The sequence below is a fragment of the Streptomyces sp. NPDC030245 genome (assembly GCF_055572995.1).
Genome location: NZ_JBVICF010000015.1, coordinates 95,461 through 107,817, shown reverse-complemented (window position 1 = coordinate 107,817; position 12,357 = coordinate 95,461). Strand labels below are relative to the sequence as shown.

11 protein-coding genes are annotated in these 12,357 nt (G+C 73.4%); 6 read left to right on the top strand and 5 right to left on the bottom strand.

What is annotated here, in order from left to right; genetic code table 11:
- Window positions 1-212 precede the first annotated feature (212 nt).
- On the top strand, window positions 213-872 hold the full coding sequence (locus tag ACZ4Z4_RS33435; protein WP_468335887.1) for a M15 family metallopeptidase: 660 nt from the start codon (window positions 213-215) through the stop codon (window positions 870-872).
- On the opposite strand, the gene ACZ4Z4_RS33430 is transcribed toward ACZ4Z4_RS33435, so the two are convergent.
- The 4 genes from ACZ4Z4_RS33430 to ACZ4Z4_RS33415 form a co-directional block, all read right to left on the bottom strand.
- Window positions 869-2,203 carry an aldehyde dehydrogenase family protein gene (locus ACZ4Z4_RS33430; protein ID WP_468335885.1) on the bottom strand — a complete coding sequence of 445 codons (1,335 nt, stop codon included), beginning with the start codon at window positions 2,201-2,203 and terminating at the stop codon, window positions 869-871. The genes ACZ4Z4_RS33435 and ACZ4Z4_RS33430 overlap by 4 nt on opposite strands.
- A gap of 103 nt (window positions 2,204-2,306) precedes the next feature.
- Window positions 2,307-2,864, bottom strand: coding sequence for a TetR/AcrR family transcriptional regulator (locus tag ACZ4Z4_RS33425; RefSeq protein WP_468335882.1), 558 nt, complete (start codon window positions 2,862-2,864; stop codon window positions 2,307-2,309).
- Window positions 2,865-2,868: 4 nt separating this feature from the next.
- The gene (locus ACZ4Z4_RS33420) at window positions 2,869-3,564 is read right to left on the bottom strand and encodes a type 1 glutamine amidotransferase domain-containing protein (RefSeq protein WP_468335879.1); all 696 of its coding nucleotides are present in this window, start codon (window positions 3,562-3,564) and stop codon (window positions 2,869-2,871) included.
- Between the two features lie 162 nt (window positions 3,565-3,726).
- Window positions 3,727-4,305, bottom strand: coding sequence for a TetR/AcrR family transcriptional regulator (locus ACZ4Z4_RS33415; RefSeq protein WP_468335876.1), 579 nt, complete (start codon window positions 4,303-4,305; stop codon window positions 3,727-3,729).
- Between the two features lie 248 nt (window positions 4,306-4,553).
- On the opposite strand from ACZ4Z4_RS33415, the gene ACZ4Z4_RS33410 reads away from it, so the two are divergent.
- From ACZ4Z4_RS33410 to ACZ4Z4_RS33390, 5 genes are all read left to right on the top strand, one after another.
- Window positions 4,554-5,099, top strand: coding sequence for a (2Fe-2S)-binding protein (locus ACZ4Z4_RS33410; protein WP_468335873.1), 546 nt, complete (start codon window positions 4,554-4,556; stop codon window positions 5,097-5,099).
- Complete coding sequence (locus ACZ4Z4_RS33405) at window positions 5,096-6,088, top strand: FAD binding domain-containing protein (RefSeq protein WP_468335870.1); 993 nt, start codon at window positions 5,096-5,098, stop codon at window positions 6,086-6,088. The genes ACZ4Z4_RS33410 and ACZ4Z4_RS33405 overlap by 4 nt, the downstream gene beginning before the upstream one ends.
- A complete protein-coding gene (locus ACZ4Z4_RS33400; protein ID WP_468335867.1) occupies window positions 6,085-8,214 on the top strand; it encodes a xanthine dehydrogenase family protein molybdopterin-binding subunit in 2,130 nt (709 codons plus the stop codon). The genes ACZ4Z4_RS33405 and ACZ4Z4_RS33400 overlap by 4 nt, the downstream gene beginning before the upstream one ends.
- Window positions 8,207-9,403, top strand: coding sequence for an XdhC family protein (locus tag ACZ4Z4_RS33395; protein ID WP_468335864.1), 1,197 nt, complete (start codon window positions 8,207-8,209; stop codon window positions 9,401-9,403). The genes ACZ4Z4_RS33400 and ACZ4Z4_RS33395 overlap by 8 nt, the downstream gene beginning before the upstream one ends.
- 120 nt (window positions 9,404-9,523) lie before the next feature.
- Complete coding sequence (locus tag ACZ4Z4_RS33390; protein WP_468335861.1) at window positions 9,524-10,750, top strand: carboxylesterase family protein; 1,227 nt, start codon at window positions 9,524-9,526, stop codon at window positions 10,748-10,750.
- Here the strand turns inward: ACZ4Z4_RS33390 and ACZ4Z4_RS33385 are convergent.
- Window positions 10,745-12,289: an FAD-dependent oxidoreductase gene (locus ACZ4Z4_RS33385; protein ID WP_468336245.1), complete on the bottom strand. Its 1,545-nt coding sequence runs from the start codon at window positions 12,287-12,289 to the stop codon at window positions 10,745-10,747. The genes ACZ4Z4_RS33390 and ACZ4Z4_RS33385 overlap by 6 nt on opposite strands.
- Window positions 12,290-12,357: the final 68 nt, after the last annotated feature.

Below are 12,357 nucleotides of genomic sequence, written 5' to 3'. Positions count from 1 at the left end.
GGGGAAACAACGGGGGACTATCGGGGGAAAGGCCACTGTTGCGCTCACGGCCCATACGACCGAGGCAGTCGGCCGTATGGGCCTGCGGCGCGTGGAGCCACGGCAAGGGCGCGGTGGAGCCACGGCAAGACCGGGGGACTCCGGGGGCGGGCGACAACCCGTCCCCGGAGCCGTGCCCGCCGCGAAGACTTCCGTAGCAGGGGGAGCCGAGCATGCCGCCGATCATCCTGATGAGCGACCCCCGCGTCGTCGACATGCCCGTCCACGACTGCGGCGAAGCCCTCGTCGACCTGCGCCACCTGCCGTTCGTGGACGTCGACGACCGCCTCGCCGATCCCGCCGGCGCCTACGCCCAGCTACGCGAGGGCGTCACGTGGCGGCTCGCCCGCGCCGCCCGGCTGCTGCCCGAGGGCCTCCGCCTGCTGATCACCGAGGGCTACCGGCCGATCGACCTCCAGATCAAGTACTTCGAGGAGTACGCGGCCGAACTGAGACGGGCCCACCCCGACTGGTCGGACGACCACCTCCACCACCAGGCGAGCCGGTCCCTGTCACCGCCCGAGGTGGCCCCGCACGTCGCGGGCGCCGCCGTCGACATCACCCTGTGCACCGCGAACGGCACGGAACTCGACCTGGGCACACCGGTGAACGCGAGCCCCGAGGAGAGCGACGGCGCCTGCTACACGGACACCGACCGCATCTCCGCCGCCGCCCGCCGCAACCGCCGCACGCTCGTCGCGGCCCTGGCCACTGCGGGCCTCGTGAACTACCCCACCGAGTGGTGGCACTGGTCCTACGGCGACCGCTACTGGGCCCTCACCACCAGCGCCCCCAGGGCCCACTACGGAGCGGTCGCCTTCCGGGCCGGTTAGCCCAGCGGCACATCCAGGCGGGCGCGGCGGTGGCTGAACGCGGCGAGGGAGTGCGGGCCGTGGTAGCTGCCCATGCCGCTCTCGCCGACACCGCCGAACGGCAGCTCCGACACGCGCAGATGTGCCATGGGCAGTCCGAAGCCGAGCCCGCCGGACGAGGTCTCGGCGGCGAGGCGGCGCCGGGTCGTCTCGTTCTCCGTGAAGCCGTACAGGGCGAGCGGCTTGTCGCGGTCGTTGATGAAGGCGATCGCCTCGTCCAGGCCCTCGACCTCCACGATGGGCAGCACCGGGCCGAAGATTTCCTCGCGCATGACGGGGTCGTCCGCCGTCACACCGGTCAGGACGGTCGGCGCGATGTACACGTCGTCCCGGTCGGTCCGGCCGCCGAACGCCGTCGTACCGGAACCGAGCAGTGCGGAGACGCGGTCGAAGTGCCGCTCGTTCACCATCCGCCCGTACGCCGGGGAGGACTGCGGGTCGGCACCGAAGAGGCGCTCCACGGCCTCGGCGAGCGCGACTTCCAGGGCGCGGGCGGTGGCCGGGTCGGTCAGGACGTAGTCCGGGGCCACGCAGGTCTGCCCGGCGTTGCGGAACTTGGCGTCCGCGAGGCGCGCGGCCACCACGGTGACGTCCGCGTCGCGGTCGACGAACACCGGCGACTTGCCGCCCAGTTCGAGGGTGACCGGGGTGAGGTGCTCGGCGGCGGCGCGCATCACGATGCGGCCGACCGTGCCGTTGCCGGTGTAGAAGATGTGGTCGAAGCGCTGGGCGAGCAGCGCCGTGGTCTCGGGCACGCCGCCCTCGACGACGGCGACGGCCTCCGGGTCCAGGTAGCGGGGTACGAGGTCGGCCATGAGCGCCGAGGTGGCCGGGGCGAGCTCGCTCGGCTTGAGGAGGACGGTGTTGCCCGCGGCGAGGGCGCCCGCGACCGGCACGAGGGAGAGCTGCACCGGGTAGTTCCAGGGCGCGATGACCAGCACGGTGCCCAGCGGCTCGTACTGCGTACCGGCCGTGGAGTCCGCCGGCAGGCCGGCGAGGGAGGCCTGGTCGAGCGGCTGCGGAGCGAGCCACTCGGCCAGGTGCGCCAGCGTGTGGTCGATCTCGTGGACGGGCAGGTCGACCTCGGCGCCGTACGCCTCGGGGCGGGGCTTGCGCAGATCGCTGTGCAGCGCGTCGGCGATGGCCTCGCGGTTCTCGTTGAACAGCGCGCGCAGCCGGGTCAGCTGCTCCTGCCGCCAGGCGAGGGGCTTGGTGCGGCCGGTGGCGAAGGTGGCGCGCAGGCGGGCGACGAGGGCCGCGGTCTGATCGGTGAGGGTGACATCGGTGGTCATGGGGGGAGTCCTCAGGGGGTGCGGTACAGGTGGTGCTGCGGTACAGGTGCTGCGGTACAGGTGGTGTGCGGTTCAGCAGGGCGTCACAAGGCGTACAAGGACGTCACGCGGGCGCGTCCGAGCCGAGCAGGCCCACGGCGAGGGCATCCGTGGCCGGGGGCAGCAGGCCCCGCGGGTCGGGCGCCGACTCCAGGCCGACGACCAGGGCGACACAGATGTCGGCGGCCTGCTCCGGGCCGACTGCGGCGGCCGTGCCCGCCTCGGTGAAGAGGCCGGTCAGCAGGGAGCGCAGGTCGGCGGTGAACGACGTGCAGATGTCGCCGAAGAGCCGGGTCTTCTCGTCGATCAGCTCGGCGGTGTGCGGGGAGTCCCCGGCGAGCTGGAGCACCAGGTCGAGCTTGGCGGCCAGGACGCCGTGCAGCCGGTCCGCGTAGGGCGCGTCCGCGGCGGCGGCCTCCTCGGCCCGCCGCAGCGCCTGCTCGTGGAGGCGCCCGGCGAGCCTGCGGAAGGCGTCGTCCTTGCCGCGGACGTACTGGTAGACAGCGGACCGGGACACGCCCATGGCGGTGGCGATGTCGTCCATCGTGGTGCGTCGCACGCCGTACCGCCTGAGGCAGTCGTAGGCGGCGTCGAGGACCTCGTCGAGCCGGTCGGTGCCCATGGGGTCAGGCCAGCTTCTTGAGCAGTTCGTCGGCGAGCGGGGCGGAGGACGCCGGGTTCTGGCCGGTGACGAGGTTGCGGTCGACCACGACGTGCGGGGCCCAGGGCTCGCCCTCCTGGAAGTCCGCGCCGCCCTGGACCAGCCGGTCCTGGAGCAGCCACGCGGCCCGGTCGGCGAGTCCGGCCTGGGTCTCCTCGGCGTTGGTGAAGCCGGTGAGGCGGCGGCCCGCGAAGGCGGGGGTGCCGTCGGCGGAGACGGCCGCCAGGAGCGCGGCCGGGGCGTGGCAGACGATGCCGAGCGGCTTGTCGCTCTCCAGGGCGCGGGTGAGCAGCCGGCCGGAGTCGGCGTCGACGGCGAGGTCCTCCATGGGGCCGTGGCCGCCCGGGTAGAAGACGGCGGCGTAGTCGTCGAGGTCCACGTCCGCCAGCGTGACCGGGTGCAGGAGCTCGGTGAACGCGGCGAGGGAGGCGGCGACCCGGTCGGCGCCTTCCTGCCCGCCGTTGGCGTCCGGGGCGAGGGAGCCCCGGTCGACGGTGGGCACGACGCCGCCCGGGGTGGCGACGACGACCTCGTGGCCCGCGGCCTTGACCGCCTCGTACGGGGCGACGGCCTCCTCGGCCCAGAAGCCGGTGGGGTGCCGGGTGCCGTCGGCGAGCGTCCAGTGATCGACGCCGGTGACTACGAACAGGATCTTCGACATGGGGTGCTCTCCGGGGGAGGGGCTGACGTTCCGGTCGCGCTGACGTTCTGTATCCAGAGCGTCAGTGCGGCGATGTTCTCGACGGTAAATCGTCCGGGCATAGGTATCCAATGAGGAAACCAATGGCAGGTATCGGAAAACCGATACCGGGTCGGAGGGGGCTCAGCGGCCGGGCGCGCCCGCCCGCAGCCCGTCCATGACGAGATCCATGAGGCGGCCGGCCCGCGCCTCCCAGTCGCTGTGCGGGTCGATGTGCCAGAGGCCGGCGATGGCGAGCAGGAAGTCGTCGGGGGTGACGCCCGGCCGGATGGTGCCCGCTTCCTCGTTGGCTCGCAGCAGGTGCTCGATGGCCTCGGTCAGCGGGCCGGGGCCCACCCCGGCCAGGCTGCCGAGCGTGCTCGTGGCCTTGCGGATCGCGTCGGCGAGGCCCGCCTTCGCCATCGCGTACCGGACGAGGCGGTCCATCCACTCCCGCAGGGCCCGGTCCGGGGCCCGGGTCTCCAGCAACTGGCAGGCGGCGTCGGAGACCTGCTGGACCTCGTAGCGGTACACCTCGAGGACGAGCGACTCCCGGTTGGGGAAGTTGCGGTAGAACGTGCCCTGTCCGACGCCCGCCTTCTTCGCGATGGCACTGAGCGGCGCGTCGCTCGCCCGCGTCAGCTCCGCGAGGGCCACTTCGAGGATGCGCTCGCGGTTGCGCTGCGCGTCCGAGCGCAAGGGCGCGTCCTTGTGCCGGCCCATTTCGCTCTCCTTCGGTCCATCACGCGGCGCAACGCTGCCCTGTAGTGCCTTGCTGAGCGGACAACTGTCCGCTAAGTTCGACGGTTAACGGACGGCTGTCCGCTTAGGGTCACCATAGCGGCAGTCACGGCCCCTGGGGACCCCCGCCGCCACAGCGACAGGGTCTCCCTTCCTGTACAGCGCCATCTCCTCCCGCACCTTGCGCCGGGACCGCCTCGTTCGACGCGATTCGCGAAAGAAGGCTGCTCATGGCTCCATCGACGTCCAGTGCCCTCACCTTGAACATCAACGGTGAGAAGCACACACTGACCGTCGACCACCGCACCACCCTGCTCGACGCGCTGCGCGAGCGACTCGATCTGACCGGCACCAAGAAGGGCTGCGACCAAGGCCAGTGCGGGGCCTGCACGGTGCTGATCGACGGCCGCCGGGCCGTCTCCTGTCTCCAGCTCGCGGTCGCCGCCGAGGGGCGCGAGATAACCACCATCGAGGGCGTCGCGGACGGCGACCGGCTGCACCCCGTCCAGCAGGCCTTCCTCGACCTCGACGGCTACCAGTGCGGCTACTGCACCCCGGGGCAGATCTGTTCCGCGCTCGGCGTCCTGGAGGAGCACGCGGCGGGCTGGCCGAGCGCCGCCACCACCGACGTGCGGCCCGAGGCGGGCGTGCCCGAGCTCACCGCCGAGGAGATCCGCGAGCGGATGAGCGGCAACCTCTGCCGCTGCGGCGCGTACGTGTCGATCGTGCAGGCCGTCGCGAAGGCCTCGAGCGCCGAGGAAGGTGCCACCGCATGAGGGACTTCGGTTATCAGCGCGCACATGACGTGCCCGGTGCGGTCGCCGTGCTCGGCGCCGACCCCGACGCCCGCTATCTCGGCGGCGGCACCAACCTCGTCGACCTGATGAAGACCGGCGTGGAGCGGCCCGCCCTCCTCGTCGACATCCGCGAACTGCCCCTGGACGGGATCGAGACCACCGAGGACGGCGGCCTGCGCGTCGGCGCCACCGTCACCAACAGCGATCTCGCCGCCCACCCCGACGTGCGCCGCCGCTACCCGGCGCTGGCGCAGGCGGTCCTCGCGGGCGCCTCCGGCCAGCTGCGCAACATGGCGACGGTCGGCGGGAATCTCCTCCAGCGCACCCGCTGCGGCTACTTCACCGACCTGAGCAAGCCCTGCAACAAGCGCGCGCCCGGCACCGGCTGCTCCGCCATCGAGGGCGTGCACCACAACCACGCGATCCTCGGCGCCACCGAGCACTGCGTGGCCGTCCACCCCTCCGACATGGGCGTGGCCCTCACCGCCTTCGACGCCGTCGTCCACTACGAAACGGCCGACGGCCCAGGCGAGTTGCCGATCACCGACTTCTACCTGCCCGTGGGCGACACCCCGCACCTGGAGACCGCGCTGCCGCCCGGCGCGCTCATCACGGCCGTCACCCTGCCGCCCGCCCCGGTCGCGGCCGTCTCCCGCTACCGCAAGGTGCGCGAGCGCGCCTCGTACGCGTTCGCCATCGGCTCGATCGCCGCCGCCCTCGACGTGCGGGACGGTGTCGTACGGGACGTGCGCGTCGGCATCGGCGCGGTCGCCTCCCGGCCGTGGCGTGCCCGGGAGGCCGAGCGGGTGCTGATGGGCGGCCCGGCGAGCGCCGGGGCCTTCGCCGCCGCGGCCGACGCCGAACTGGCCGCCGCCCGCGCGCTGCCCGACAACGGCTACAAGGTGACGCTCACGCGCAACCTCGTCGTGGCCCTGCTGACCGAACTCACCGAGGAGGCGCTTCGATGACCGCGACGACGACAACGACCACGGCCACCACCGGTGCCGTCGGCACCGCGCACACCCGCGTCGAGGGCCGCGACAAGGTCACCGGCGCGGCCCGCTACGCCGGAGAGATCCCCTTCGCCGACCTCGCCCACGGCTGGCTGGCGCTGTCCACGATCGCCCGCGGCCGCATCCGTTCGATCGACTCCGCGGCCGTCCTCGCGATGCCCGGCGTCCTCGCCGTGCTGCACCACGGGAACGCGCCGCGGGTCGACGCCGACTACGTGGGCATGCTCGGGCGGCCCGACCCGGTCGTCGAGGCCTTCCAGCACGACCGGGTGCCCTTCGTGGGCTGGCCGGTGGCGCTGGTCGTCGCCGAGACGCCCGAACAGGCGAGGGAGGCCGCCGAGGCCCTGGTGGTCCAGTACGACCAGGAGCCGCACGACGTCGCGTTCTCCCTCGGCCGGCCGGGCACGTACACGCCGGACGGCGACGGCATGCGCAAGGAGAAGGGCGATCTGGAGTCCCGGCTCGCCGCCTCCACGCACGTCGTGGACGCCGAGTACAGCACCCCAGAAGAACACCACAGCTCGATGGAGCCGCACGCCGCGACCGCCCGCTGGGACAACGGCCGCCTCGACATCGTCGACTCCAACCAGGGCAGCACCTGGGTCGCGGACGAACTGGCGAAGCTGTTCTCCCTCGACCCGGCATCGGTGCGGGTGAGGTCCGAGCACGTCGGCGGCGCCTTCGGATCGAAGGGACTGCGGATCCACCAGGTCTTCGCCGTGATGGCGGCGACCACCCTCGACCGGCCCGTCCGCGTCGTCATGACGCGCCGCCAGATGTTCTCCCTCGTCGGCTACCGCAGCCCCACCACGCAGCGCGTCCGGCTCGGCGCCGAGCCCGACGGGCGGCTGCTGGCCTTCGACCACCAGGCACAGAGCCTGTCGTCGACCGTCCACGAATTCGTCGAGGAGAGCGCCGGGTTCGGCCGCTCGATGTACGCCGCCGACGCGCACCACACCGTCAACCGTGTCGTACGCCTCGACGTGCCGACACCGACCTGGGTGCGCGCCCCCGGCGAGGCACCCGGCTCCTTCGCGGTGGAGTCGGCGCTCGATGAGCTCGCCGAGAAGTGCGGCCTGGACCCGATCGCGCTGCGGACCCGCAACGAACCGGAGGTCGGTCCGGTCTCCGGCCTGCCGTTCAGCAGCCGCAATCTGCTGGCGTGCTTCGACGAGGGCGCCCGCAGGTTCGGCTGGGCGGACCGCGATCCGCGCCCCGGTCTGCGCCGCGACGGACGCTGGCTGCTCGGCACCGGCACGGCCGCGGCCACCTTCCCGGTGCTCGTCGCCCCGAGCACCGCGGGCGTGACGGCGGAGGCCGACGGCACCTACACCGTGCGTATCACCGCGGCGGACATCGGCACCGGCGCGCGGACCGCCCTCACACTGATCGCCGCGGACGCCCTCGAGGTCGCCCCGGACCGGGTCCGCGTCCACATCGGTGACAGCGACTTCGGGCCCGCGATGATCGCAGGCGGCTCCATGGGCACCCGGTCCTGGGGCTGGGCGGTCACGCTCGCGGCGCGCGAGCTGCGCGAGAAGCTGGTCCCCGGCGGACACATCCCGCCGGAGGGGATCACCGCACGCTCGGACACCAGTGCGGCCATCGGTGCGCTCAGCCAGAAGGAACGGCACGCGTTCGGCGCCCAGTTCGCCGAGGTCGCCGTGGACGTCACCAGCGGCGAGGTGCGGGTGCGGCGCATGCTCGGCATCTTCGCCGCGGGACGGATCGTCAATCCGCTGACCGCGCGCAGCCAGCTGATCGGCGGCATGACGTGGGGCCTGTCCATGGCGCTGCACGAGGAGGCGGTCAGGGACGCGGCGTCGGGCGGTCTCGTGGGCCCCGACCTCGCGGGCTACCACATCGCCACGCACGCCGACGTGCCGCACATCGAGGCGGACTGGGTGGCCGACCCGGACGCGGACGACCCGGTGGGCATCAAGGGCGTCGGGGAGATCGGGATCGTCGGCGCCGCGGCCGCGGTCGCCAACGCGGTCTGGCACGCGACGGGCGTCCGCCACCGAACCCTCCCGATCCGCCCCGACCGCGTCCTGCTCGCGGGGGCCGCGCCCCGTGCTTGACATCGCCGACGACCTGCACCAATGGGTCGAGGAGGGCCGGGACTTCGCCGTCGCCACCGTCGTGAGCGTCGGCGGCAGCGCACCGCGGGGTCCCGGCGCCGCCCTGGCCGTCGACGCCGGGGGCACCGTCATCGGCTCGGTCTCCGGCGGCTGCGTCGAGGCGGCGGTCTACGACCTGTGCGTCCAGGCCCTCCAGGACGGCGAAGCCACCGTCGAGCGGTTCGGCTACAGCGACGAGGACGCCTTCGCCGTCGGCCTGACCTGCGGCGGGGTCATCGAGGTCCTGGTCACCCCGGTGACCGCGGCCGCGCCGGACAGGGCGGTGTTCGCCACCGCCCTGTCCGCCGCCGTCCGCGGCGGGTCCGTGGCCCTGGCCCGCGTGTTCGAGGGCCCCGCCGAACTCCTCGGCAGACCGCTCCTGGTCGCCCCGCAGGGGGACGAGGGGAGCAAGGGGGCGTACGAAGGGACACTCGGCGGGCATCCGGAGCTGGACCGGACGGCGGTGGCGGAGAGCCGCGCCCTGCTGGCGACCGGCCGCACCGGCGAGTTCGTCGTCTCCGAGAGCGGTACGCGCTGCGGGAGCACCGTGACGGTCCTCGTCGAGTCGAGCGTGCCACCGCCCCGCATGATCGTCTTCGGTGCCGTCGACTTCGCGGCGGCCCTGGTCCGCGCGGGCAAGTTTCTCGGCTACCACGTGACGGTCTGCGACGCCCGCCCCGTCTTCGCCACCCCGGCCCGCTTCCCGGAGGCCGACGACGTCGTGGTCGAGTGGCCGCACCGCTATCTCCGGAGCACCGCCACGGACAGCCGCACCGTCCTGTGCGTCCTCACCCACGACGCCAAGTTCGACGTGCCGCTCCTCGCGGCGGCGCTGCGGCTGCCCGTCGCGTTCGTCGGCGCGATGGGCTCCCGCCGCACCCACGAGGACCGCAACCGCCGCCTGCGCGAGGAGGGCGTCACCGAGGACGAACTGGCCGCGCTCCACTCGCCGATCGGCCTCGACCTCGGGGCCCGTACGCCCGAGGAGACCGCCCTGTCCATCGCGGCGGAGATCGTCGCGGCACGGCAGGGCGGCACCGGCCTGCCGCTGACCGGCTCGCGGACACCGATCCACCACGACATACCAGGGGCCGCCCAGGCGGGGCGGGGGAGACCGGGGCCCGTTACGGAGGGCGCCGCACTCGCGTGACGCGCAGTCGTCCAGCCACGCAACGGACGGTCGACCGTCGGCTCGAACTGGTGGCGCATCGCCCTCCGGTGACGGAGACTTCGCCGTGTTATGTGTAGTCACCACGGAAGGTGCGGAAGCATGCGCGACGACACCACACCGTCCGGTACGGAAGTGATCCGTACGGGACCGATCCGCTACGCCACCGCCGAACGCTTCGCCCGGCCCCGGCCGGTAACGGACCCGCGCCCCAGCGGCGGCGAGATCTGTCCGCAACCCGCCTCCAGGCTCGACTTCGTGATGGGCCCGCCCTCCGACAGCCACCCGCAGGGCGAGGACTGCCTCAACCTGGCGATCGCCACTCCGGCCCTGGACGCGGGGGCCAGGCCGGTGCTGGTGTGGCTGCACGGCGGCGGGTTCGCCACCGGCGCGGGCCTCATGGACTGGTACGACGGGGGAGTCCTCGCGGCCGAGGGCGATGTGGTCGTCGTCGGCGTCAACTACCGCCTCGGAGCGCTCGGTTACCTCTGCCTCGACGGGGTGAGCGAGGGCAACCTCGGCCTCTACGACCAGGTGGAGGCGTTGCGCTGGGTGGCCACGCACATCGCCGACTACGGCGGCGACCCCACGAACGTCACCGTGATCGGCCAGTCCGCGGGCGGCATCTCCATACGCCTCCTGATGGAACTGCCCGAGGCACGCGGCCTGTTCCGCAGGGCCGTCCTTCAGAGCGCCCCGCTGGAGATCACCGCCCGCCCCCACAAGGAGTCCCTGGCGCTCGGGCAGGTCTTCGCCGACGCCCTCGGCACGGACCCGCGCACGGCCGACGTGCCCGCGATCCTGGCGGCCCAGAGGGAGACGGCAGCCGTTCACCTGCGCACGGCGGGCCGGCGGATGGAGCCCGCTTTCATCCCCGTCGAAGGAGCCGCGCCCCTCCCGCCGCCGGGCGCCCCCTTGGACGAGAACGTACGCGGTCTCGACGTCCTGTACGGCTGGAACGCCGACGACATGACCGCGTTCCTCGGCGACGGCGAGGACCCGGCGGTGCGCACCCGCGAGGTGTACGAGGAGCCGCTGACCCGCTACGGGGAGCGCCTGGCGCGGGCCGGCGCCCGGGTGCACTCGTACCGCATCGACTGGCGCCCCGCCGGATCCCCGTTCGGCGCCACCCACTGCCTCGAACTGCCCCTGCTCTTCGGGACGCGCGACGCCTGGCGGTCGGCCCCCATGCTGGGCGCGACGCCGTGGCAGGAGACCGACCGGCTCGGCAGGGCGCTGCGCGCCGCGTGGCTCACCTTCGCCCGCACGGGCACGCCCGGCGACCTGCCCGCGCCCCTGACCGGTGGGACACCGCCCCGGACCTCATGAGCCGGGCAATTCGCGCGGCTCCAGGGGACGGGTCGCAGGGCCCTGGAGGACCGAGCCGTCGGTGGCGAACCGGGAGCCGTGGCAGGGGCACTCCCACGTCGTCTCGGCTTCGTTGAAGGAGACCAGGCAGCCGAGGTGGGTGCAGCGCGCGGAGACCGCGTGCAGCGCGCCCGACTCGTCGCGGTGCACCGCGCAGCGCCGCCCCTCGACGCGGACCACCGCACCGGACCCCGCGGGGATCTCGTCCACGGAGTCGACGTGGGTCGGGCGGAGCCGGTCGCCGACGAAGTGGCGTGCGACCTCCGCCTGTGTGCTCAGCAGGGACGGCATCTCCCGTACGGCGCTCCACAGGCGGCGCGGGTCGTACAGCTCGGCCCACGGCGGCTTCTCGCCGCAGATCAGCCCGGTGAGCAGCTGACCCGCCATGACGCCGCCGCTCATGCCCCAGCCGCCGAACCCGGTCGCCACATAGGTGTGCCGGGCGCCGGGGTGGAAGGGGCCGACCATGGGGACGGTGTCGGTGGGGTCATTGTCCTGGGCCGCCCACCGGTAGGCCGTCTCCGCGACGTCGAAGCGTTCCCGCATCCACGTGTCCAGGGTGCGGAATCCCTCGGCGGGGTCGCCGGTGCCCGGCGTGAAGCTGTCGCCCGTGACGATGAGGAGCCGCCCACCGTCACGGCCGTAGGGCGCGGTGCGCACCGAGCGCTTGCCCTCGTCCTGCGTGATGTACGTGCCGCCCGGGTCCTGGCCGGGCGCCAGGGGAGCGGCGACGACGAGCTCGCGCCGCGGGGAGAGCCGGGCGAAGAGCAGGGCACGGTCGAAGACCGGGTAGTGCGTGGCGACGACGACGGCCCGCGCGGTGACCGTGTGCCCGGACTCGGAGGTCACGGTGCACGGCGAACCCTCGCGCAGGCCGGTGATCCGGGTCCGCTCGTGGATGACACCGCCGCGCGCCAGCAGGTCGTCGGCGAGCGCGAGCAGATAGGAGCGGGGGTGGAACTGCGCCTGGTCCTCGACGCGCACCGCACCCGCGACGGGGAAGGGCAGGCCGGTCTCCTCCGTGTAGGTGGCGGCGAGGCCGGCCTCCCGGGCCGCGGCGGCCTCGGCCCGCAGCTCGTCGGTGCGGTCGGCGCGCGTCGTGTAGGTGAAGGCCGGTGCGCGTTCCAGGTCGCAGTCGATGCCGAGCTCGGCGGAGACCGCCGCCACGTGCTCCACCGCCCGCTGCTGCGACTCCGCGTACAGGCGGGCGCCCTCCGGGCCGCGTGTGCGGCGCAGCTGCTCGTAGACGAGGGAGTGCAGGGCGGTGAGTTTGGCGGTGGTGTAGCCGGTGACTCCGGCGGCGATGCGGTCGGCTTCCAGGACGGCGACCGACCGGCCGGCGCGGGCGAGTTCCCACGCCGTGCTCAGCCCCGCGACGCCGCCGCCGACCACGGCGACGTCGACCTCGATGTCCTCGGTCAGGGGCGGGTGGGACGTCGACGCGCTGGTGTCCATCCAGTACGACTCGGGGCGGCCCGGCAGCGCACCGGGTGTCTTCATGTCGTTCATGCGGCATCCGTGACGGTGTACATGGCAGCCTCCAAGGTCTCGGCGTGCGTGAGTGCGAG

Excerpts from the sequence above, each read along its gene's own strand:
- ACZ4Z4_RS33415 (WP_468335876.1), bottom strand. The coding sequence starts at position 4,305 with ATGGGCCGGCACAAGGACGCGCCCTTGCGCTCGGACGCGCAGCGCAAC.
- ACZ4Z4_RS33390 (WP_468335861.1), top strand. The coding sequence starts at position 9,524 with ATGCGCGACGACACCACACCGTCCGGTACGGAAGTGATCCGTACGGGA.
- ACZ4Z4_RS33410 (WP_468335873.1), top strand. The coding sequence starts at position 4,554 with ATGGCTCCATCGACGTCCAGTGCCCTCACCTTGAACATCAACGGTGAG.
- ACZ4Z4_RS33435 (WP_468335887.1), top strand. The coding sequence starts at position 213 with ATGCCGCCGATCATCCTGATGAGCGACCCCCGCGTCGTCGACATGCCC.
- ACZ4Z4_RS33420 (WP_468335879.1), bottom strand. The coding sequence starts at position 3,564 with ATGTCGAAGATCCTGTTCGTAGTCACCGGCGTCGATCACTGGACGCTC.
- ACZ4Z4_RS33385 (WP_468336245.1), bottom strand. The coding sequence starts at position 12,289 with ATGAAGACACCCGGTGCGCTGCCGGGCCGCCCCGAGTCGTACTGGATG.
- ACZ4Z4_RS33400 (WP_468335867.1), top strand. The coding sequence starts at position 6,085 with ATGACCGCGACGACGACAACGACCACGGCCACCACCGGTGCCGTCGGC.
- ACZ4Z4_RS33425 (WP_468335882.1), bottom strand. The coding sequence starts at position 2,864 with ATGGGCACCGACCGGCTCGACGAGGTCCTCGACGCCGCCTACGACTGC.
- ACZ4Z4_RS33430 (WP_468335885.1), bottom strand. The coding sequence starts at position 2,203 with ATGACCACCGATGTCACCCTCACCGATCAGACCGCGGCCCTCGTCGCC.
- ACZ4Z4_RS33405 (WP_468335870.1), top strand. The coding sequence starts at position 5,096 with ATGAGGGACTTCGGTTATCAGCGCGCACATGACGTGCCCGGTGCGGTC.